Raw genomic sequence first — 21845 nt, forward strand, 5'->3', positions numbered from 1 at the left:
CCCTTCGCCATCCCCCCAAAATCTGTTCACCCGGCAGTGCAATTTTGCGTAATCTTATGTGCGATGGATCACAAATGCTCTTGGTTCCCGCGGCTAGAGTCGTGCGTATCTGGGGGGTGGCATGGAAGGCAGAATCAGTCGGCGGCGGAGCAATCGGCTCGGGATCCTTGGGTTGATCGCCCTGAGCGCCACGTTGGCAATGACCTTCTTTCGCGGCGTGAGGAATGAGCCGGGCGATCTTGGCCTCGAAGATGCTGTGCGCTATGCGTGCTACGAGGCTATCGACCGCATGTCGCCGACGCCCTATGCGGTCGATTTTGAAATCGACGAAGCGCCGCCAGCCTTGCGGCGTAAAACAGACGGCACGATAGAGTTGCAGCTCAGGTTCACAGCGAAGAATGCCCATGACGCTTCCACGAGCGCCATCGCGTACTGCAGCGTGTCTGGAGATGGCCAGCGCGTAGAGCGCATCAGCCTGAGGCGCACGCCCTAGCGTTGTCCGCGTGGCAAGTGCTGGAACCAGCCGGTTGCATCGAAGACGGGCCGCCCATACGAGTCCGGCTTCGGCCACGTCGAGCACCGCGGTACCAAGTTGCGCCAGCCATGGCAGGGCTACGGCGAGGTGGACATGCGCCGTGGCGGCCGGGAGAAAGAAGGGTGTAGGCCGCATGGAGTGTCCCTACACCCCCGGTGAATGGCAACCAGGGTCCAATCTGTCGCCTTTGTTGATTATGCGGCGTCGCACAATTACAGGTACCCCGCTGATGAAGGGGCAGGTTTGCCCGGCTCGGTAACAGGGCAAAGTTGAAATCGACGAAGCCGCCGCGCTCAACGGTATGCCACTGTGCATAGTTGAGGTGGGAGCTTGGCATACGGCTGGCGTTGCTTTCGTTGCTGAACGAAAGAATCAGGGCACGTTGCCCGGGCTGCGCCAGGCTGAAGAAGGACTCAATCGATTCTGCCTCGGCCGGGCGCACAAGAACCCCCGGGGATGGCTGTGACAATGGTTTGCAATTTCGGCGGCGACGGCATCCTAAAGTAAGGTGTCCGGGAAACCTCCCTCGACAGGTATTGCCCGAATGCCAGGCATCCTCCAAGGCGCCTGGCTATTTTTGCGTCCAGCGGTTCCGCAGCGAGCATGGCGCCGAGGTGCGGGCGGGTGACTCAATCGATGCTTCGCATCGTCCCTGCGTACAATTCCGCCCATCTCCCGCATCCACGCATCATCCGAGGTCGCTACCCGTCATGGATTTCCTGACCACTCTGCCTGTGCCGCGCCGCGTTGCCGTAGCGGGTGCAACCGGCCGCATGGGCCGCATGCTGATCGACGCGCTGCGCCATGCGCCCGACTGCCGTCTCGCCGGTGCGCTCGCTGGCGCCAGCGCGGCCAACCAGGATGCCGGCGCTGTCCTGGGTTTCGACAGCGGCGTGAAAATCGTCTCCGAGCTGCGCGCCGGGCTCGCGGATTCACAGGTGCTGATCGATTTCACCCGGCCCGAAGCCACCATGGCGCACCTTGGCGTCTGCCGGGAGCTTGGCGTTCAGCTGGTGATCGGCACCACCGGCTTCGACGAGGCGCAGAAGGCCGCCATCGCCGATGCCGCAAGGGACATCGCGATCGTGATGGCGCCCAATATGGGAGTCGGTGTCAACGTTACCTTCCAATTGCTCGCGATGGCCGCGAAGATGCTTTCCACGGGCCACGATATCGAGATCATCGAGGCGCACCATCGGCACAAGATCGATGCCCCTTCGGGTACCGCGCTCAAGATGGGCGAGGTGATCGCCGAGGCGATGGGGCGAGACCTTAAAGACTGCGCGGTGTATGCGCGAGAGGGCGTCACCGGCGAACGCGACCCGTCCACTATCGGCTTTGCGACCATACGGGGCGGCGATATCGCCGGCGATCACACCGTGCTGTTCGCCGGTACCGGCGAGCGCATCGAGATCACGCACCGGTCCGCGGGCCGTGCCAGCTATGTCCAGGGTAGCCTGCGTGCGGTACGTTTCCTGGCGGACAGGAAAGCCGGCCTTTTCGACATGTTCGATGTGCTTGGTCTACGCTAGGCTGTGCTGGCGGGCTCGGCGGGCTGCCTGCGCCATCCCTGCGATGCCAGTTTGACATCCGGGGAATACGGCCTTGTGCGCGCCTTCTCATGCCATGGCCGTCACTGCCCACCAGGCTGGGTGTCGGCTTGCTTCTCCGGCTTCCCGACCAGGACGTCGATTGGTACCTGCAGCGCCGTGGCGAGGCTCTGGAATACCTCAAGGCTGCCGTCGCGCTTGCGGTTCTCGATCTGGCTGAGGTAGGGCTTGCTGAGCCCGGCCGCCATCGCCAGCGCATCCTGGGTCATGCGGCGGTATTCTCGCCAGGCCTTGACCGGGTTGTCGCCGGCAAGTTCGGCGTCCAGGATGGCGGCGGGGATGCGAAAGCCGCTTTCCCGGGCCTTGGCCCGGTGGAGCAGCGTCACCTCGTCCAGGTCCTCGACCCGATGCTTGATGCGCTCCCACACCTCAATTGGCACTACGGCGAATTCGGGGCGGCCATCGCGTTCGATGAACTGAATATTGATCATTGGCAGGCTCCTCTGTGGGGTTCTACGGTCTCGGAACTACCGGGGCTGCGAGACGGGCTGTCCTGGATCTCGTCAAGCACTCGACTGGCGTCGGCAAGGGTGGCAACTGTCTTTGCCGGAGACCTTCCGGGTCCTGGCGTATGGACCGATGGCCAGCGTACCGAGTACGGTACGGACGGCGATGGCAGCTTGCCCGGAGATGGCAGCGAGGATACGGGCCCCTTGCTCGGCGAACCCGCTTGCGCACTCTTCCATGTTAGCCAATGGCTAATCATGGCGTAAACAAAGTTAGCTTGCCGGGTGGCGCGGGTACTGCGGGCGGCACGTCCTGGATGACCGCCGACCTCGGCGCGCAATACGGTGAAACGACCTCAAATGTCCAATGCGTAGCTGGTCTCCCAGGGGTTTGCCGATCGACCTGGAATCCAGGCCTTAGTCTGATTGCAACCGCGCAAACATCTTGAAGTCCCCCGGCGTGCCTCGCACCATCCGGTAAGACCTGAGCAATCCCTCGTACCGAAACCCGCACTTCTTCAGAACGCTCTCGGAGCGTGCGTTGGAAGTGAGCACAACCGCCTGTACCCGGACAAAGCCATATTCCGTGTACGACCAGCCAGCCACCGCCGCACACACCGCGCTGGCGATGCCGCGACCCCAGTAGCCGGGGGCCAGGTCGTACGCGATCTCCGCACTTCGATTGATCTCCGAGACGGTGTGGAAGCCGATCGTGCCGACGAGAGCCTTGCTCTGTTCATCGATCATGGCAAGGCGCCTGACGGAGCTCGCGGAACCGTCTTCGAGGGACTGCAGGATGGGGAGAAGATCCTGTGGCGACCGCAGGTTCCAACTCGTGTGCCGGATGACGTCCGGGAGCGTTAGATAGGCGAACCACGGATCCATGTCTTCGCGTTCGAGCTGGCGTAGAACGATGCCGGGATAGCCGGAGGCGGGAGGCAGGTCGATTCTCATCCGAGTCTGGTGTTCTGTGGGGATTGGCTTATCCGATGGAGGAGGGTGGCATAGGGAGCATGGCACGTACGTCATGAAATCAGATTTCTCTGCATATATCCATTGTTCAGCGCCCTAGAATTGGCTGATCTCCCAGTCCCGGCGCTCGTCGAACGCATGTGCGGGGGATGCGATTGACCTTCTCCAGAGAGCCGACGCTCGCCCAATTGGGGGCGGCAAGATCCGGATCGCCGCGGCTTCTCTTCGGGAAACCACTTCCTGTGCTCGTGCCGTGGGAGGCCTGCATGCCGAAGATCTCGTTCGTCTATCGGAACCAGAAGGATGAAACAAAAACGTATGAGTTACTGGACTGGGTAGAGCAGGGGGATTACATCAGAGGCATTTGCACGCGCGCCAATGCCATGCGTACCTTCCGCAAGGAACGTGTGGTCGCATACCTGGAGGGTGGCAGCTTGCTGCTGCGCCCTCATGAAGCCACTGCAATGCTCGGGCAGCGGGAACCAGTAGTGCCGGCCCACAGGGATGCCACTCCGGCTGATGACGGAGATTAAACCCAGGTTGCCAGGCGCTGTCGGGAGCTTCGTTGTCCACCAGCGGTTTGACTTGATAGCATTGCGAGTTTCTACCAACTCCTTTCCACCAACTCCCACAGGGGTAGCCGCATGGGCATTGAATTCAGGATCGTCGTAGCGCTGCCATCGGAAAGCATGGCCGAGCAAATCCTTGCGCACGCGGGAGGTGGGGTCGGCACGAGAGGCCCTCGCGGCTTTGACTTCCGGTCGCCGGGGAACTCAGGCCCAATGCCGGATGCCATGGCCAGTGTAGAGCCCTATGGTTTCTATTTTTGCAGTTTTTCGGGATTCACCGGCCTCAGCGCCGAAGTGTTTGGCGCTATCGTCGGGTCCGCCGCCGCATATGGACGGGTGGTTGTAGAGGATCTTGAGTGACGCCGCTGCCGGTATCGGGTTCAGCGGGCCTCATGCGCGCCGGGTTCTGCTGCCGTCCAAGGCCAAAGGCCATTATTCGTCATCGAAAAAGGGCAGTTCTCCCTGTGCCGGCATCGAGGAATAATCCTCATCCCCCGCCGGCGTCAGCGCGCTCACCCGCACGCCCAGCAGCCGTATTTTCTGGCTCAGCGGCACGCGTTTAACGCATTCAGTGGCGGCGCGGCGCAGCAGCCTGGCGTCGGCGGTGGGGGCGGGCATGCTGAGGTCGCGGGTGACGGTGTGGAAGTCGTCATAGCGCAGCTTGACGCCGATGGTGCGGCCGACGTAGCCCTTGCGGCGAAGGTCTTCCGCGAGCCGCTCGCACAGCCCGGTAAATACCTCGGACAGGATCTGGCGGTCGTGCCGTGGATGCAGGTCGCGTTCGAACGTCGTTTCCCGGCTCATCGATTTGGGCTCGGAGCTGATGACGACAGGGCGTTCGTCGTGCCCTTGCGCGATTTCGGCGAGCCAGGCCGAATAGCTGCGGCCGAAATGGGTCTGCAGCAGGCCGAGGTCCGCGCTGGCGAGATCGCCTACCGTCGCAATGCCGAGGGCGGCGAGCTTCTCGCTGGCTTTCGGGCCGATCCCGTTGACTTTGCGCACCGGCAGCGGCCAGATGCGCGAGGGAATATCGCTGGCGCTCAGCAGGGTGAGCCCATCGGGCTTGTCCAGCTCGGAGCCGATCTTGGCCAGGAGCTTGTTGGGGGCGATGCAGATGGAGCAGCTTAGCCCGGTCGCTTCCCGCACCGCCTGCTTGATGCGGGTGGCGATATCGGCGGGCTCACCTGGCAGATCGCTGAGGTCGATGTAGATTTCGTCGATACCCCGGTCCTCGATCTGGTTCGTGAAGGTGCCGACGGCGGCCTTGAAGAGGCGGGAATAGTGCCGGTATGAATCGAAATCCGTGGGCAGGAGAATGGCGTCGGGGGCGAGTTGCGCCGCTTTCATCATGCCCATGGCGGAAAAAACGCCAAGCGCCCGTGCTTCATACGTGGACGTGGTGACGACGCCGCGTCCGGCATAGTCGCGCAAACGGGCAAAGCGCCGGCTGCCGTCTGCCAGCGTCTCGGGCACCGCGTTCCGCCCGCCGCCGATCACCACGGGCTTGCCGCGTAATTCCGGATACCGCAATAGCTCGACGGACGCATAGAACGCGTCCATGTCCAGATGGGCGATGCGGCGGGGTGCAGATGGCATGACTTGGCGAACCTGGGTTGTCGATGCGCCCCTTGCCACGACGACGGGGGGTAAGGGTGGGGCGTCTCGGTTACTGTATGCATATACAGTATATCGAATTCCGCGAGATGGTTTGCCGCGCGCCGGTTCGACAGCCGTGGGGAAGCGGAATTCGCTGGACTATCGCCAATTCGTCCAATGGCATGCACGCCAATCGACGGCGCGCCGCTCTATCTTGCCGTCTATGATGGAGTGATCATCCTGTGGCCTGTTCACGACGCTATATGGTCCGATAGCGGGAGCAGCATGTGCGACTTCGAGAGTTGGGAATGCGGGCATGAGCACACGGGAGCATACCGTACCAAAATTCTCGAAATTCCAGTCTTGCTGTCAAGCCACGAAAATGCTGGCCGCTTCTGGTCGTAATGGTTCCGAGGGCGGAGACCGAACCCTGCTGTATTTCGGTTGGCTGACCCTGCTCATCTATCTGGCAACGCCGGCCGGTTCCCTCGTTGATATACAGACGTCTTACATACTCAAGAACCAGTTGCATGCGACGGCGACGCAGATCTCGACATTCCGGCTGGTTACGGGCATCCCAGTGTACATTGCGTTCGCTTTTGGCCTCGCGCGCGACCAATGGAACCCGCTGGGATTGCGGGATCGCGGCTTCTTCCTGATTTTTGCTCCGGCGACCGCGATGGCATTTATCTGGATGGCGTTTTCAGGTTTCTCATATGCAGGACTGGTCGTCGGGATGCTGCTGGCAATGCTGTCGTCCCGATTTATCGCCGCAGCCTATCAGGGGTTGATTGCTCTGGTGGGCCAGGAGAAGCTCATGTCCGGGCGCCTGAGCGCGCTGTTGAACGTGGTCAGCTCCGTCCCGGTCGTTGCGGGAGCCTTCGCTTCCGGGTACATCTCCGATCGTCATGCCCCGAAAGAGGCCTTCTTCCTGGTAGCGGTGGTCACTTTATCGATTGCCGTATTTGGGCTCTGGAAGCCCATTTCCGTCTTCGGCCACATCTACGAGAAGCCACAAGCCAGGGGCGCAGATTTCGTTGGGAATGTCAGACGGCTGGTGAGGCATAAGGCCGTTTATCCAGCGGTTCTCATCTGCTTTCTGTGGAACTTTGCGCCAGGGGCGGCCACTCCGCTGCAGTTCTATCTGAGCAATGCGCTGCATGCATCGGATTCCGTTTACTCGTACTACAACGGGATCTTCGCCGCCGCGTTCGTCCCGACATTTTTGCTATATGGCTTTCTGTGCAAGAAAATACCGCTGAACAAGCTGCTGTGGTGGGGAACGATCGTCGCAGTGCCGCAGATGATTCCGCTGGCATTCATTCACTCAGCGAATCTCGCGCTTGTATTGGCGGCACCGATAGGGCTGATGGGCGGTGTCGCCACGGCAGCGTACTTCGATCTCGCGATGCGGTCCTGTCCGCCAGGCTTGCAAGGAACCTTGATGATGCTGGTGGATGGCGTTTTCGCGCTCTCGGCGCGTGCCGGCGATCTATTGGGCTCATGGATCTATAACAGCAGCCCAACGCGAGGCTTCATGTATTGTGTGATCGCGACCACCGTGGTGTACGCACTGATCCTGCCCTTGATCCCGCTGACGCCGAAAGACTTGATTGCTACCAGGGATGGCGAACCAAAACGCGGAGGTCGAGGCCGAGGTGCTGAGCGAGATCCGGGAAGCTGAGCCTACATAGATTCCCGTGACCTGGGCGGGAGCAGCCCGGTTGATGGAGAAACCGACAAAACGGCTGGCGGCGTGCCGCGGCTTCCCTCACCCCATATGCCGCAGCCCGTCTACCAGCGATGCACGTAGGTGGCCGTCATCGTGATGCCCGCCGCGGGCAGGTGCGAGGTGTTGTTGCTGTTGCGCATCAGCTGGCTGTATAGGGGATAGTAATAGCGGTTGAGCAGATTCTGGATGCCCACGGTGACGCTGTCCTTGCTGCTGACCTGATAGCGGCTGACGAGGTCCAGCGTGGTGTAGCTCGCCACGTCGCGCCGGCCGAAGCTGTCGGCGCCGTTGAGCCGGTAGTCGTGCCCGGCGAAGAAGGTGGCCTGCAGCCGGTTGCTCCAGGCAGGCATCGGACGGTATTGCAGGTAGCCGGTGAGCTTGAGGGGCGGAATGCGGTAGCCGCTCATCTGCTGGCTGGCGCTGCCCTGCGGGGTTTCACGGCCGCGCATCCAGGTGAAGGTGCCGCCCGTGCTCCATCGCTCGTTGTCGGACAGGTAGTCGGCCGAGGCTTCGACGCCGAAGATGCGTTCGGCGGTGCGGGTCAGGATCAGGCCGTTGTTGAAGCTCTGCACGTCGCCCAGGTCGGATGTGGTGTAGAACATCGCCAGCGAGGCCAGTGTGTTGCCGAAAGTCCCGCGCCAGCCAAGTTCGTAGTTGTTGGTCTTGACTGGTTTCAGGTCGGAGGAGGCGATATCGAAGCCGGCCCGCGCGTTGCGCACCTGCAGGCCGATGTCGGGCAGGTTGAAGCCCTGGCTGAACGAGGCGTAGACCTCATGCCCTTGCACAGGCTTGTAGACGACGCCGACATTGCTCAGCAGCGCGGTGTAGTCGACCGAGCCACCCTTGACGGTGGCGGGCTGCGCCGCGCGGGACTGCGACAGCGGGACGAAATCGTTGAAGCGGGCGTTGGCGTACTGATAGCGCAATCCGCCCTCGGCCGACCACTGCTCGTCGAACTTGTGCTGCAACTGTCCAAAGCCCCCCAGGCTGCGCGTGGTGATGGCCGGCATATAGGTGAGCGTGCCGGTCTTGCTGAATATCCGGCCGCCGCTGGCGTCATACGCCTTGGGGTCGAAGATGTCGATCGGCATGTCGCTGCGTTCCTGCTCGAAGTCCATGCCCCACACCAGGCGGGTCCGCCTGGCGCTGTCCAGCGGCGTCTTGATGGTGAGCCGGCTGCCAACGACGTCGGAGTTCTGCATGGACTGGTCGACATTGCCGCCGCGGGTGGCGACCGCGCGCGCGTCGAAGGGCGTGAAGCGCGTGAAGTAGTCCCGATAGTAGAGCTGCGCCGAGACGGCGCTGCCCGCCAGGTTCTTATGCTCGTACTCGAGGTTGACCAGCGTGTTGCGGATCTGGTTTTGGTCGGCGAGCTGCAGGCCGCCGATGGCGCGCGCGGGCACGCTGCCGGGTGCCGAACGGGCAACCGACGGGTCGGAGGCGTAGTCGGTATCCTGCTTCGCGCTGAAATGGCTCACGGCAATCTGCACGCGCTGCTCGGGTGTGAGGCGCAGGCCGAGTTTGCCGCCGATGTTGTAGTTGTCGGACTCGAACAGGTCGCCCTGGCTGGGTTCCGGCGCGATGCGCTGGCTGCGCGCGTCGTAGGAGGTACCGGTGCGGCGGGCGCCTATGTCGAAGGCATAGTCGACTATCCCTTCGCTGCCGGAGGCATGTTGCTGGATTTCCCCGGCCAGGCCGTTGGCGCGCAGGCGGGAGAGCGGCGACGTCAGCGAGAACGTGGTTTCGGCCTGCGGGGGGCCGCCGGCCGGGCGGGTGTTGATCGAGACGATGCCCCCGGTGGCGCCGCCGCCGTAGATGGCGCTGCTGCCGCGCAGGACTTCGATCCGCTCGATCAGGGCCGGGTCCACATTGGCGAGATTGCGTGCCGAGTCGCGGTTGGTGTTCAAGGGGATGCCGTCGACCAGCACCAGCATGCCGCGGCCCCGCAGGGTCTGGCCAAAGTCGGTCACGGTATGGCTGGAGTCGGCCATGCCGGGTATGACCTTGGAGAGCAGGGTGGCCACGCTGTCCGAGCCGGTCTTCAGCTCGCTGAGTTCCGCACGGTCGATCACGGTCACCTGACGGGTGGGACGCACCAGGTCGCTGGATGTGCGCGAGGCCGTGACTTCCACGGCTTCGAGGGTGGCCATGGGCGCGGCGGCAGTCGCCGCCGGTGGCATCGATGTGGGCGCGGTGGCCGGTGCCGCCATGCCCGCCTGGCCTACCGGTTGCAGCACGATGCCGGTGCCATTGCGCTGGTAGCGGATGCCGCTGCCCTTGAGCAGCGCATCCAGCGCGGCTTCGGCCGGCATGCTGCCGTGCACGGCCGGGGCTTGCTTGCCGGCCACCAGCGCCGGCGCGAAGAACAGCTGCAGGGAGGTTTGCCGTCCGAGCTGCGCCAGGGCGTCGGCCAGCGGCTGGGCCCGGATGTCGATCGCCACCGTGGCCGGCTGGGCGGCTGCCGGGGCGGCGGCGGTGCCGATCAGCGTGGCGGCAAGACTGGCGATCAGGAGGGGCAAGGCGCGTGGGTGACGCGGTTGGGTGCGGGCGCCGGTACTGGTGCGAAATTGCTGCTGCGGTAGCGGTTGCTGGGTCACGTCTGGGTCTTCTCCGGGAGGCGTCGAGGGACGGGGCCCGCGTTGCGCGGGCACATTCGGGGAGAAGACGGAACGCGGGGCAAAAACCTGAATCTAGCGCGAGAATATTTCCGTGCTGCCGTCCGCAAGCGTGCGTACCGCTACCGGCAGGATCTGCGGCAGGGCGGCGAGCAGGGCGTCGGTATCGTCGGCGCGGAACACGCTGCTCAGGCGCAGCGCGCCGGTGCCGGCGTCGCTGACCCGCACTGCGTTGCGCCGATAGCGCGAGACCTCGGCCGCCACCAGCGACAGCGGCTGGTCCTTGAACAGCAGCTTGCCGTCGCGCCATGCCATGGCCGTGGCGAGATCGACCGGCGCCGCGCGCGCCACGGCGCCGTCGCCGGCAATGCGTGTGCCAAGCCCGGCCGACAGGCGCTCTGCCGCGCGGGCCACGCCCTGGCCCTGCACGCTCACCGAGCCGGATTCGACCGCAACGGCTACGGTCCCGCCGTCCCGGCGCAAGTCGAAGCGTGTGCCGGTTACCGTCACGGTGCCGCTGCCGGCGTCGACCACGAAGGGGCGCTCGCTGGCGTGCGCCACCTCGAACATGGCTTCGCCGTCGGCCAGCGTCACGGCGCGCAGGCCCGGCTCGTAGCGCACCGAGACGTGTGTGCGCGTGTTCAGTTCGATGACGGAGCCATCGGGCAGCGTCAGCCGCCGCCGCTCGCCGGGGGCAGTGCTGAAGGTTGCCGCGTAGTGGCTTGCGTCGCTGGCGGCATAGGTGGTGGCTGGGCGAGGCGACGCCTGTTGGCGGACGAGCCATGCGGTGCCGATGGCGACCGCGCAGAGGCTGGCGAGCAGCGCGCCGCGCAGGCCCCGGTGCAGGCCGCGCGCCGAGGTGGCGGGCGGGGACGAGGCGGGGGCTTGCGCAAGGGCGCGCAGACGCTCCGGGTCGAGCGCGCCCGCCGCCTGCCAGATTCGCTCCAGCGCGGCGTACTCGGCCCGGTGCAGGGGGCTGGCGTCGAGCCAGGCCGCCATGGCCTGGCGTTCCGGCGCGCTCAGCGAGCCGTCACGGGCAAGCGTGAACCAGCGTGCGGCGGCTGCGCGGGGGGAGTCGGGCGTCGTCATCGGGGCGTGGTCCGACGGCGCCTGGCGGGGCGCGGCGGGCAGCGAGAGGAGAAAGGAGCCTGAATCAAGGCGCGGTACCCGGTACTCAATGCGGTGCTTGCGACCCGAGCCGTTCGCGCAGATGGCGCATCGTTCGGATCATGTATTTTTCGACCATATTCTTCGAAACCCGGAGGCGCTCGGCGATCTCTTGCTGGGAGAGCCCTTCGAGGCGCTGCCAGACAAATACCTGGCGGCATTTGAGCGGCAGCTCGGCCAGCGCCTGCTCCAGCGCGGCGGCCAGCTGGACGGCGTGGAGCGCGGCCTCGGGATCGCCCGAGCTTGCGTGATGCGCGGCAATGCTGTCAAGCGGGACCGCTTCCCGTCCACCTTCGCGCCGGAAGGCGTCGATAGCAAGGTGGCGGGCGGTCTGGTGCAGGTAGGCGCGTGGATGGTCGGGTGGGCCCGCCTTGTTTTCCAGGACCTTGAGCAGCGCGTCCTGGGTCAGGTCCTCTGCCTCGTGGCGGTTGCTCAGCTTGCGGGTCCAGGTGCCGACCAGTTCTTCGTAGTAGGCGAACAGTCCGAACACGCGCGAGGACGGGGGCGACATGGCGAGCGCGCGACGGGCGTCAGGCCCACCCGCGGTGGCCGCAGCCTGCCGACGGCGAATAGGCCAGCAGCGCAACAGTAGTGCGGCATCCCGCCATGCATGCCGCGCGCGCATGGTTGGCCTCGTGGTTCCGAAAGACCGGGTTGGACAAAGAAATCCTCGGGGAGAGCGTAGGGGATTGAGAAGGAAATGCGACGCATTATCATTTGAATGCTGAATGCACGTCAATGGCTACATTGACGATCGCAGCGTGCATCCGACACCGGCAGGTGGCTGCAGGCGTGGGCGAAGTGGGGGGGTGCCCCAAAAAAAAGCCCGCGAACTCTGCGGGCCTTTAAAGGCGCAGCCGGTGTAAGCGGATCCGGCTGGCTCTCAATTGTCGCAACGCCGCTGCGATTCTCTTTCCCCTCCGGGGGTGGGGCCGGAGGCCGGACGGGTTGCACCGAAAGACGGTGAGGCCAGCGCAATCCGCGGTCGGCTGCGGGCGCTGGCGAAGGCCCGCGAGTTTGCCTGCTGGTTCAGCGCAGCAGGAACGCGATATCGTCCACGCTGATCCGGCTTGCGGCCACGCCCCGGCGTTGCTGGAACAGGATGTGCTGGAGCACCTGGTGGCGTTGCCGGGCAAAGACGGCCGCGTCGATGGGCGTGCCGGTGCGCGCATAATGCTCGACCAGCAGCTTGTATGCGCGATGCCGCATCTGTAGCGCTTCCTTTTCCCCCTTGAGCCGCAGGGCGTCGTCCGGCGCGGCGGCTTCGGCGGCGCGCTGCGCTTGCACCGCGCGGGCGTGCAGGTCGCGATAGCGGTCGAGCTCGTTTTGCGTGGCGCGCAGGCGCTCGCGCAGCGCGCGTATCTTGCGCTGCAGCTTCAGCGTCATGCCCACGCCATGCTCGATCAGCGTGACAGTTTCCAGCGCATGGCTGGCGGCGGCGATCGTGTTCTTCCAGATGCCCCGGTCGTTCGCCTCGCTATCCGGCGTCCACCCGCGGGTGGCTCCGCTCAAGCTTTTCATATGATCCCTTGACCCTTGCAATTGATTTCCGGTGGCCGGCTTGATGGCAAGCGGCCTGCCCGCGCGCACGGTGGCCGCACTGCTGGCGGATCTTGCCGTGTCGGTTTCGGGAATCCTACGGTCTGGCGCTGCGCAGGCCAAGTAGAAGATGCTTAGATCAGGTCTTCTCACTGCCTATATGTTGCGCAAGGTCAGGAATAGCGATGCCTGGCTGCGTTGCAGGATGCCGTGCTTGGGATTGGCGCGATCAAGACAGGTGCCGGATCGCCGTAAAGCGACTTTTTCCAGACTTTCTTGCGGATTCGCTGCTCAAAATGAGCTAAATACCCTGCCCGGACGAGCTATTCCGTCCAAATGCCGGAGAATCGGACTAGGATGCATGCATGGCACTCAATTTTCCCAATCCCAGCCGGAGTTACGACCCATCCAGGCATTGCGTGTGCTTTTGGGGCTATGACGACTCGCGCGAGGTCTCTTTCGAGGTCGGCGACGCGGTGCTCTCCAACCTCAGCCCCGAGATGCGTCCGGAGGAGCCCGCCGTGCTGGAGGCCTTCGATCGCCACCGCGATCAGATCCTGGAACTCGCGCGGGATGCTTACTCCCGCAGCAAGCAGAACAGGTACACGATTTCCTGAGTGGCTTTGCGCCTGGCCGCGTTCGTGTTCGTGTATGCGGGGCGGGCGCTTGTCACGTTTGCGCTGCCGCTCGAGGCGGCAGGGGCGCCGGTTCCGCCGCCATCCTGTCCGCTGCGTAGGGGCGCAGGAAGCTGCGCGCCAGCTCCATATCCCTGCATGTCAGCCAATCGTCCCACTCCGTCGGCGGTATGATCACGATCATCCGCTTTTCCTTTCCCGGCGCGTGGAAGCGGCTCATCAGCGGGTGGTGGCCCGAGTTGATGGTCAGCATGGTGAAGCTGAAGACGTCTTGCCCGCCGTCGCCGGGCCAGTCGCGCCAGAGGCCGGCGATTGCCATCGGCTCGTCATGTTTGAGCCATACGCGCCAGCGTACCGCCTTGCCGGTGGCGTAGTCAGGTTCATAGAAGCACGTTGCCGGCACCAGGCATAGCTGCCCCTTCTTCCACGCGGCGGAAAACGCCCGTTTCTCGCCGACCGATTCCGAGCGTGCGTTCGTCGTGTCGAATCTCGCCGCACCGGGCGGAATGCGTTTTCTCGGGACCATGCCGAAGGTGCCGAGCAGGCATTCGCGCCGGCCATCGCGGCTGGTCACGATCAGCGGGGCCGCATAGTCTGGCCAGGCTTCGGGCGGCCACGCCTGCGCCGGGCAGGTGACGCCGAAGACATCGCGGAGCAGCCCGGCCTGGGCTGGCGCATAGTTGACGCACATGGCCTGCCTCCCCACGGTGCCGCGCGCAGATGCGAGTTTCCAGTATGGTGGATTTCCGGCAGGGAGGTGGGGGCCTCTCTGGCTCAAACTGCATTGTCCGTCGCGACGCCTCTGTGGCCACAGCCGCGTCACCCCGTTCGACTTTTTCCACTCAGTGTTCATGACCATCGTCACTACCCGTTTCTTCATCCTCACCGGCGGTCCCGGCGCCGGCAAGAGCACCCTGATCGGCGAGCTTGCGCGCAGGGGGTTCGCCACCTCGGCCGAGGTGGGCCGCGAAATCATCCGGGAGCAGTCGTCGGTGGACGGCCGTGGCCTGCCGTGGGTGGATCCCAGCCTGTTCGCGGAGTTGATGCTGTCGCGCGAGATGCGCAATCACCGGGCGCATGCCGGCGGCACCGCGCCGGTGTTCTTCGATCGCGGCGTACCGGATGTGGCCGGCTACCTGAGCCTGTCGGGTCTGCCGGTGCCGCCGCACATGGAGGCTGCCGCGCGGCAATACCGATATCACCGCCGCGTCTTTGTCCTGCCGCCGTGGGAAGACATCTACGCCCGGGATGCCGAGCGCAGGCAGTCCTTGGAAGAGGCGGAGCGCACCTTCGATGCCATGGTGCGCACGTATGCCGGATATGGCTATGAACTGGTCGAGGTGCCGCGCCTGCCTGCCGGGCAGCGGGCAGACTTCGTCGAATCGCTCATCGGCGGCTGAGCGGTCCAGGCAAGCCAGGCATTGCCTGCCGGCGCCGGAATCAGCTCTCGTGGGCTTCCAGCGTGAAGCCGGCGCCGTCGTCCTGGCGCAGCAGCCCCACCAGGGCGGGCATGGCGGCCTCCAGGGTTTCCTTCAGCCGCCACGGCGGGTTGACGATAAACATGCCGCTGCCGTGCAGGCCCAGTCCTCCCGCCACCGGCTGCTTGACGCGCAGGCTGACATGCAGCCAGCTCTTGAGCGGCAGTTTCTTCAGTTGCACCGGCAATTGCACCGATTCGCGGCGCTGCACCTCGGGATACCAGATGGCATACATGCCGGTGGCAAAGCGCTGCAAGCCGTCCTGCAGGGTCCGCAGCACGCGGGCGTAGTCCTGCTTGTCCTCATAGGAGGGGTCGATCAGCACCAGCGCGCGGCGCGGCGGCGGCGGCAGGATGGCGTTGATCCCGGTAAAGCCGTCGCCGTCGTACAGCATCACGCGGCGGCCGGCGCCGCGGAAATTCTCGCGAAGGACCTGGATTTCCGTGCTGTGCAGCTCGAACAGGCGCAGGCGGTCGGCCTCGCGCAGCATCTGCCAGGCGAGCCACGGCGAGCCGGGGTAATGGCGCAGGTTGCCGTCGGGATTGAGGGTGCGCACCTGCTCGAGGTAATCTTCGAGCAGGGTGGGCATCGGGCGCTTGGCGGCAGCGGCCTGCCACAGCCGCGCAATGCCGGTCTCGAATTCGGCCTTCTTTTGCGCGTAGGCGTGGTCGAGCGCATAGAGGCCGGCGCCGGCGTGCGTGTCGATATACCAGAACGGCTTGTCTTTCTGGGTCAACTGCTCCAGCAACTGGACCACGATGGCGTGTTTGAGAACATCGGCGTGGTTGCCGGCGTGGAAGGCGTGACGGTAGCTGAGCATGGCGAGGCGGGAAAAAGGGCGTGCGGATGCCGGCCGGGAAGGGCCGGCGGCACAGGGCGCTATGCTACCATCGCCGGGCTCTGGCGCCGCCTTGCGCCGGTTTTCAGCGTGTTGCGGGTAGCCTGCCCCAGCCCCGCAGTCTTGTTGTTCCGTCTCTTTTCCGTCCGACGTTCTCCCCTTCATGTCCCGTGCACTAGATCTCGCCGAGCCCGTCTTTTCCGCCGCAGGACCGCCATATTCCGAGCGCTATGGCGACGTCTACCATAGCGACGAGGGAGGGCTGGAGCAGGCCCGCTACGTTTTCCTGGCGGGCAATGGCTTGCCGCAAGCCTGGGATGGGCGCGACCAGTTCGTGATCCTGGAGGCCGGCTTTGGCCTGGGGCTCAATTTCCTTGCTACCTGGCAAGCGTGGCGGGACGATCCGCAGCGTTGCCGGCGCTTGCATTTCGTGTCGGTGGAGAAGCATCCGTTCACCAGCGAGGGGCTTGCCGCCGTCCATGGCAGCCTGCCGGGGCTGGCGGAACTCGCGCCGCTGGCCGCGCAACTGCGGCAGGCGTGGCCGCTGGCCCTGCCGGGGCTGCACCGGCTGGAGTTCGAGGGTGGGGCGGTGGTGCTGACGCTGGCCTTCGGCGATATCGATACGATGCTGCCAAGGCTGGTGATGGGCGTGGACGCGTTCTACCTCGACGGTTTCGCGCCCGACCGCAATCCGGAGATGTGGCAGCCGCCGCTGATGAAGCGCCTTGCCCGGCTGGCGCGCCCGGAGGCCACGCTGGCGAGCTACGCGGCGGCTGGCTTTTTCCGGCGGGGTTTGCAGGCGGCCGGCTTCGAGGCCAAGCGGGTGCAGGGTTATGGCAGCAAATGGCATATGACGGTGGCGCGCTTCCCTGCCGCGCGCGGCAAGCGCCGGCACCCCCCGCCCGCTGCCGCTGCCTGGCCCGAGCGCCATGCCATCGTGATCGGTGCCGGACTGGCCGGCTGCGCGGTCGCGGAACGTCTGGCCGCGCGCGGCTGGCGGGTGACGCTGTTCGACGCGCACGAAGGCCCGGCGCAGCTGACATCGGCGCACCGGGCCGCCGCCATGCATCCGCATCTGTCTTCGGACGACAGCATCCTGTCGCGCCTGTCGCGTGCCGGCAACCTGCAGTCCCTGCGGAGCTGGGCGGCGTTGGCCGAGGCAGGGCACGCGCCCGGCTGGCAGGGTTGCGGCGTGCTGCAGACCGGCGCGGGCGCGGAGGACGCGCGCATCCAGCAGGCGGCAGTGGCCGCGCTGGGTTTTCCCGAGGCGTTCGCGCGCTGGATGGGGCCCGAGGAAGCGGCGCGGCGGCACGGCGCCGCAGTGCCCCATGGCGGCCTGTGGTTCGAGCAGGGCGGCTGGGCGCCGCCGCCGGATATTTGCCGCGCGCAGCTGGCGCGGGCGGGGGCGGCGGTGACGGCGCGCTATGGCTGCCGGGTGGCGCGGCTGGAGCGGGGCGCGGATGGCTGGCAGGCGCTGGACGAGGCTGGTGCCGTGATGGCCACGGCACCGGTGGCGGTGGTGGCCAACGCGCACGAAGCGCTGCGCCTGCTGCCGCTGCGCCATATGACGATAGACCGGGTGCGCGGGCAACTGACCACCCTGGAGCCCGAGCAACTGCAAGGCCTGGGGACTTGGCCGGACTGCGTTGTCACGGGTGCCGGTTACCTGCTGCCGCGTGCCGCGGACGGCAGTGCGCGGGTCGGTTCCAGCTACGAGCCGGACGCGCCGGAGACTGGCGGCGCCGGCGCGCGTCCGCAGGTGCATGCGGAGAATCTTGCCAGGCTGGCCGTGCTGTTGCCGGCGCTTGCCGGCGCCGCCGCCAGCCTCGATCCCGCGGCGCTGGGCGGCTATGTGGGCGTGCGCAGCGTGTCGCACAATCGCTTGCCGCTGATCGGCCGTATCGCCGACGAGGCGCAGGCCGCGCGGGATGCCGCCGCACTGCGGGGCGCGCGCCTTAGGGATGTCCCTCGTCTGCCGGGACTCTATGCGGCACTTGCATATGGCTCGCGCGGCCTCACATGGGCGGCATTGGGGGCGGAATTGCTGGCCAGCCAGATCGAAGGGGAGCCATTGCCGCTCGAACTCGAGCTGGTCGAGGCCCTTGATCCCGCGCGGCTGCTGGTGCGCGCCTTGCGGCAAGGGCAGGTGACGGGGGATGGCTTGCCATCCGAGGCGGTTCCCGGCTAAAAACTGCCGGAACCGAATGAAAACCGTGCGATAATCCCCGTTTTCCGTTTGCGCGGGGCTTGCGCCCGGATGCTCCGGGACCGCCGGTTTTGCCTGCGTGCCCGCTGTTTTCGATAAGGCCCGCGTGCCGGGCCTCGGCATTTGCCGTCGCTTTGCCTGTGTCGTGTCGGGCACGCGAGCGGGGTGCGCTTACGAACACAACAACATTTCTGGATTGGATTAACGACCATGTCGAATGTCATTGAAAACCTTGGCAAACTGGACCGCAAGGTGACCCTGGCCATTCCCAAGGCCGAAGTCGAAAAGGAAAAGCAGGAACGTCTGGTTCGCCTGTCGAAGACGGTGAAGATGTCCGGTTTCCGTCCCGGCAAGGTACCGATGAAGATGGTCGAGAAGCAGTACGGCCAGCAGGTCGAGTTCGAAGTGCGCTTCGACAAGGCCGCCCGCAAGTTCTTCGACATCACCAAGGAACAGGACGTCAAGGTGGCGGGCCAGCCCAAGTTCGAGGTCAAGACCGACGGCGTGGGCGAAGACGAAGTGGCCTTCGACGCCACCTTCGAGGTGTACCCGGAAGTCAAGCTCGGTGACCTGAGCGACGCCGAAGTGACCCGCACCAAGACCGAAATCAGCGAAGCCGAAGTCGACAAGACCATCGACATCCTGCGCAAGCAGCGCGTGCATTACCACACCCGCGGCGAAGCCGGCGAACACGGCGACGGCGGTGGTGAAGTGGCAGCCCAGAATGGCGACCGCGTCACGCTGGACTTCGTCGGAAAGATCGACGGCGTGGAATTCCCCGGCGGCAAGGCTGACGACTTCGCCTTCGTGCTGGGCGAAGGCCGCATGCTGCCCGAATTCGAGCAGGCTGCCCTGGGCCTGAAGGTTGGCGAAAGCAAGACCTTCCCGCTGGCATTCCCCGAGGACTACCACGGCAAGGAAGTGGCCGGCAAGACCGCCGAGTTCACCGTCACGCTGAAGAAGATCGAGTGGGCGCACCTGCCGGAAGTGAACGACGAGTTCGCCAAGTCGCTGGGTATCGCCGACGGCAGCGTCGAGAAGATGCGCGCCGACATCCGCGAAAACCTGGAGCGCGAAGTCAAGCGCCGCACGCACGCCATGCTGAAGGACCAGGTCATGGACGCGCTGCTCAAGGCCAGCGAACTGGAAGTGCCGAAGGCCCTGATCGAGCAGGACCAGGAGCGCCTGGTGGAAATGGCTCGCCGCGACCTGGAACAACGTGGCATGCCGAACGCCAAGGATATGCCGATTCCGGCCGAGATGTTCACCCAGCAGGCTGAACGCCGCGTCAAGCTGGGCCTGATCCTGGCCGAGATCGTCAAGGCCCACGGCCTGGACGCCAAGGCAGACCAGATCAAGGCCGAGATCGAGGACTTCGCGAAGAGCTACGAAGACCCGAAGGAAGTCATGCGCTGGTACTACGGCGACCAGCAGCGCCTGGCTGAAATGGAAGCCTACGTGCTGGAAAACAACGTGGTAAATTTCGTGTGCGACAAGGCCAAGGTCACCGACAAGACGGTGTCCTTCGAGGAACTGACCGCTGAAGGCAACAACCAGCCGCAGCAGGCCTGAGCCTGGCCCCGTGGCCGGGGCGCATGGCGCGCCGGCCGCAGCCTTGTCTCTTACCGAACCCCAGGAGAACTTGCATGACCCGCAATGATTTGCTTGACCGTCTGGCCACCACGCAGGCCTCCGCCCTGGAAACGCAGGGACTGGGACTGGTGCCGATGGTGGTTGAGCAGTCCGGTCGGGGCGAGCGCGCCTATGACATCTATTCGCGCCTGTTGAAGGAGCGTTTGATTTTCATGGTCGGCGAAGTCAACGACCAGACCGCCAACCTGGTGGTGGCACAGCTGCTGTTCCTGGAAAGCGAAAATCCGGACAAGGACATCTCGCTCTACATCAACTCGCCGGGTGGCTCGGTGTCGGCTGGCCTCGCCATCTACGACACCATGCAGTTCGTCAAGCCGGACGTGGCCACGCTGTGCATGGGCATGGCTGCCAGCATGGGTGCATTCCTGCTGTCTGCTGGCGCCAAGGGCAAGCGTTCGGCGCTGCCCAACTCGCGCATCATGATCCACCAGCCGCTGGGCGGCGCGCGAGGCCAGGCCTCGGACATCGAGATCCAGGCCCGCGAGATCCTGTACCTGCGCGAGCGGCTCAACACGATCCTGTCGGAAGTCACCGGCCAGCCGGTCGAGAAGATTGCCCGCGATACCGATCGCGACAACTTCATGAGCGGCGAGCAGGCGGTGGACTACGGCCTGATCGACAAGGTCCTCGCACGCCGAAGCTGACAGGCTGGCCCGGTCGCCGGAACGGCAGGCCGGGCAGGTGCAGGTCCAGGATCCCTCGGGCGTCGTGGACCTGCCCGGAACGAAGAAGGCTACACAGAAACGAGGCCTTGAGCCTCGTTTTTGCTTTTGCCCCACAGCGTGGGGGTCCTACCCGCCGCGCCAAATTTTTGGCGTATGATGCGTTTGAAGCGTATCCCCGCAGCGCCCCGGCACTGCGGCACGCACACTGCTAATGTGACTGATTCCTATGGCGGATAAAAAAGGTTCATCCAGCGAGAAGCTCCTTTACTGCTCGTTCTGCGGCAAAAGCCAGCACGAGGTAAAGAAGCTCATCGCCGGCCCGTCGGTGTTCATTTGCGACGAATGCATCGACCTGTGCAACGAGATCATCCGCGACGAGGCAGCCGCATCCGACAAGGATACCGGCGCCACGGCCAAGTCCGATCTCCCGACCCCTCATGAGATCCGCGAAAGCCTGGATCAGTATGTGATCGGGCAGGAGCAGGCCAAGAAGATCCTGGCCGTAGCGGTGTACAACCACTACAAGCGCCTGAAGCACCTCGGCAAGAAGGACGACGTCGAGTTGTCCAAGAGCAACATCCTGCTGATCGGGCCCACCGGCTCGGGCAAGACGCTGCTGGCGCAGACGCTGGCCCGCCTGCTGAACGTGCCGTTCGTGATCGCCGATGCCACCACGCTGACCGAAGCCGGCTATGTCGGCGAGGACGTGGAAAACATCATCCAGAAGTTGCTGCAGAACTGCAACTACGAGGTGGAAAAGGCGCAGCGCGGCATTGTCTATATCGATGAGATCGACAAGATCTCGCGCAAGTCGGACAACCCCTCCATCACCCGCGATGTGTCGGGCGAAGGCGTGCAGCAGGCCCTGCTCAAGCTGGTTGAAGGCACGATGGCTTCGGTGCCACCGCAGGGCGGCCGCAAGCACCCGAACCAGGACTTCCTGCAGGTGGATACCACCAACATCCTGTTCATCTGCGGCGGCGCGTTCGACGGCCTGGAAAAGGTCATCATGCAGCGTTCGGACAAGACCGGCATCGGTTTTGCCGCGCAGGTGCAGAGCAAGGAAGAGCGCGAGGCCAGCGAAGTGCTGCCCCAGGTCGAGCCGGAAGACCTGATCAAGTTCGGCCTGATCCCGGAACTGATCGGCCGCCTGCCGGTGGTCGCCACGCTGGCCAAGCTGGACGAGGCCGCGCTGATGCAGATCCTGGTCGAGCCGAAGAACGCGCTGATCAAGCAGTACCAGAAGCTGCTGGCCATGGAAGGCGTGGAGCTGGAAATCCGCCCGGCGGCATTGTCGGCCATCGCCCGCAAGGCGATCCGCCGCAAGACCGGTGCGCGTGGCCTGCGTTCGATACTCGAACAATCGCTGATGGATGTGATGTACGACTTGCCCAACTACAAGGGCGTGCAAAAGGTGGTGATCGACGAGAACACCATTACCGGGGATGCTCCGCCATTGCTGATGTACGAGGAACAGCCGAAAGTGGCTGGTTCGAACTGACGCGAACGCCGGCGCTTATGACGATTTCAGGCCGGCAGCGAGTCCGAAAGGCCGTTCGCGAAAAGCGAGCGGCTTTTTTTCTTCATTT

Annotated in this window: 19 protein-coding genes and 1 pseudogene; 11 read left to right on the top strand and 9 right to left on the bottom strand. The window is 64.7% G+C overall.

Annotation, left to right across the window (positions count from 1 at the left end):
- Window positions 1-121: 121 nt before the first annotated feature.
- A complete protein-coding gene (locus tag AC3FOF_RS09325; protein WP_488726433.1) occupies window positions 122-493 on the top strand; it encodes a hypothetical protein in 372 nt (123 codons plus the stop codon).
- A gap of 752 nt (window positions 494-1245) precedes the next feature.
- Entirely contained in the window at window positions 1246-2067 is an 822-nt protein-coding gene (gene dapB, locus AC3FOF_RS09330; RefSeq protein WP_488726434.1) for a 4-hydroxy-tetrahydrodipicolinate reductase, read from the top strand.
- Between the two features lie 101 nt (window positions 2068-2168).
- Here dapB and AC3FOF_RS09335 read toward each other — a convergent pair whose 3' ends face one another.
- Entirely contained in the window at window positions 2169-2576 is a 408-nt protein-coding gene (locus tag AC3FOF_RS09335; protein ID WP_017226415.1) for a helix-turn-helix domain-containing protein, read from the bottom strand.
- A gap of 432 nt (window positions 2577-3008) precedes the next feature.
- Window positions 3009-3545, bottom strand: coding sequence for a GNAT family N-acetyltransferase (locus tag AC3FOF_RS09340; RefSeq protein ID WP_276263762.1), 537 nt, complete (start codon window positions 3543-3545; stop codon window positions 3009-3011).
- 284 nt (window positions 3546-3829) lie between these two features.
- On the opposite strand from AC3FOF_RS09340, the gene AC3FOF_RS09345 reads away from it, so the two are divergent.
- Both AC3FOF_RS09345 and AC3FOF_RS09350 read left to right on the top strand, forming a co-directional pair.
- On the top strand, window positions 3830-4096 hold the full coding sequence (locus AC3FOF_RS09345; RefSeq protein ID WP_488726435.1) for a hypothetical protein: 267 nt from the start codon (window positions 3830-3832) through the stop codon (window positions 4094-4096).
- A 111-nt stretch (window positions 4097-4207) separates the two neighbouring features.
- A complete protein-coding gene (locus AC3FOF_RS09350) occupies window positions 4208-4492 on the top strand; it encodes a hypothetical protein (RefSeq protein ID WP_276263764.1) in 285 nt (94 codons plus the stop codon).
- A 72-nt stretch (window positions 4493-4564) separates the two neighbouring features.
- Here AC3FOF_RS09350 and dinB read toward each other — a convergent pair whose 3' ends face one another.
- Entirely contained in the window at window positions 4565-5728 is a 1164-nt protein-coding gene (dinB, locus tag AC3FOF_RS09355) for a DNA polymerase IV (protein WP_276263769.1), read from the bottom strand.
- Window positions 5729-6110: 382 nt separating this feature from the next.
- Here dinB and AC3FOF_RS09360 point away from each other — a divergent pair.
- Window positions 6111-7422, top strand: a pseudogene (locus AC3FOF_RS09360) (MFS transporter).
- Between the two features lie 100 nt (window positions 7423-7522).
- Here the strand turns inward: AC3FOF_RS09360 and AC3FOF_RS09365 are convergent.
- From AC3FOF_RS09365 to AC3FOF_RS09380, 4 genes are all read right to left on the bottom strand, one after another.
- Complete coding sequence (locus AC3FOF_RS09365; RefSeq protein WP_488726476.1) at window positions 7523-9970, bottom strand: TonB-dependent receptor; 2448 nt, start codon at window positions 9968-9970, stop codon at window positions 7523-7525.
- Between the two features lie 180 nt (window positions 9971-10150).
- Window positions 10151-11164 (bottom strand): FecR family protein, encoded by a 1014-nt coding sequence (locus tag AC3FOF_RS09370; RefSeq protein WP_488726436.1) that lies wholly within the window; start codon window positions 11162-11164, stop codon window positions 10151-10153.
- 85 nt (window positions 11165-11249) lie between these two features.
- Entirely contained in the window at window positions 11250-11867 is a 618-nt protein-coding gene (locus tag AC3FOF_RS09375; protein ID WP_488726437.1) for a sigma-70 family RNA polymerase sigma factor, read from the bottom strand.
- Window positions 11868-12271: 404 nt separating this feature from the next.
- Entirely contained in the window at window positions 12272-12763 is a 492-nt protein-coding gene (locus AC3FOF_RS09380; RefSeq protein WP_276266732.1) for a hypothetical protein, read from the bottom strand.
- Between the two features lie 383 nt (window positions 12764-13146).
- Here AC3FOF_RS09380 and AC3FOF_RS09385 point away from each other — a divergent pair, with 383 nt between their 5' ends.
- A complete protein-coding gene (locus AC3FOF_RS09385; RefSeq protein ID WP_017225653.1) occupies window positions 13147-13398 on the top strand; it encodes a DUF1488 family protein in 252 nt (83 codons plus the stop codon).
- A 52-nt stretch (window positions 13399-13450) separates the two neighbouring features.
- Here the strand turns inward: AC3FOF_RS09385 and AC3FOF_RS09390 are convergent, their stop codons facing one another.
- Window positions 13451-14107, bottom strand: a complete 657-nt coding sequence (locus AC3FOF_RS09390; RefSeq protein ID WP_488726477.1) for an SOS response-associated peptidase — start codon at window positions 14105-14107, stop codon at window positions 13451-13453.
- A 160-nt stretch (window positions 14108-14267) separates the two neighbouring features.
- Between AC3FOF_RS09390 and AC3FOF_RS09395 the strand changes: the two genes are divergently transcribed.
- Window positions 14268-14816, top strand: a complete 549-nt coding sequence (locus tag AC3FOF_RS09395) for an AAA family ATPase (protein ID WP_488726438.1) — start codon at window positions 14268-14270, stop codon at window positions 14814-14816.
- A gap of 40 nt (window positions 14817-14856) precedes the next feature.
- Here AC3FOF_RS09395 and AC3FOF_RS09400 read toward each other — a convergent pair whose 3' ends face one another.
- On the bottom strand, window positions 14857-15714 hold the full coding sequence (locus AC3FOF_RS09400; RefSeq protein ID WP_017225650.1) for a 23S rRNA (adenine(2030)-N(6))-methyltransferase RlmJ: 858 nt from the start codon (window positions 15712-15714) through the stop codon (window positions 14857-14859).
- Window positions 15715-15895: 181 nt separating this feature from the next.
- On the opposite strand from AC3FOF_RS09400, the gene mnmC reads away from it, so the two are divergent.
- The 4 genes from mnmC to clpX all read left to right on the top strand — a co-directional run bounded on the left by mnmC (window position 15896) and on the right by clpX (window position 21757).
- On the top strand, window positions 15896-17920 hold the full coding sequence (gene mnmC, locus AC3FOF_RS09405) for a bifunctional tRNA (5-methylaminomethyl-2-thiouridine)(34)-methyltransferase MnmC2/FAD-dependent 5-carboxymethylaminomethyl-2-thiouridine(34) oxidoreductase MnmC1 (protein WP_488726439.1): 2025 nt from the start codon (window positions 15896-15898) through the stop codon (window positions 17918-17920).
- 228 nt (window positions 17921-18148) lie between these two features.
- Window positions 18149-19510, top strand: a complete 1362-nt coding sequence (gene tig / locus AC3FOF_RS09410; RefSeq protein WP_017224973.1) for a trigger factor — start codon at window positions 18149-18151, stop codon at window positions 19508-19510.
- A gap of 74 nt (window positions 19511-19584) precedes the next feature.
- Window positions 19585-20235: an ATP-dependent Clp endopeptidase proteolytic subunit ClpP gene (gene clpP, locus AC3FOF_RS09415; RefSeq protein WP_017224974.1), complete on the top strand. Its 651-nt coding sequence runs from the start codon at window positions 19585-19587 to the stop codon at window positions 20233-20235.
- Window positions 20236-20482: 247 nt separating this feature from the next.
- Window positions 20483-21757 (top strand): ATP-dependent Clp protease ATP-binding subunit ClpX, encoded by a 1275-nt coding sequence (gene clpX / locus AC3FOF_RS09420; RefSeq protein ID WP_017224975.1) that lies wholly within the window; start codon window positions 20483-20485, stop codon window positions 21755-21757.
- Window positions 21758-21845: the final 88 nt, after the last annotated feature.

Source organism: Cupriavidus sp. 96C5-1 (assembly GCF_057798855.1).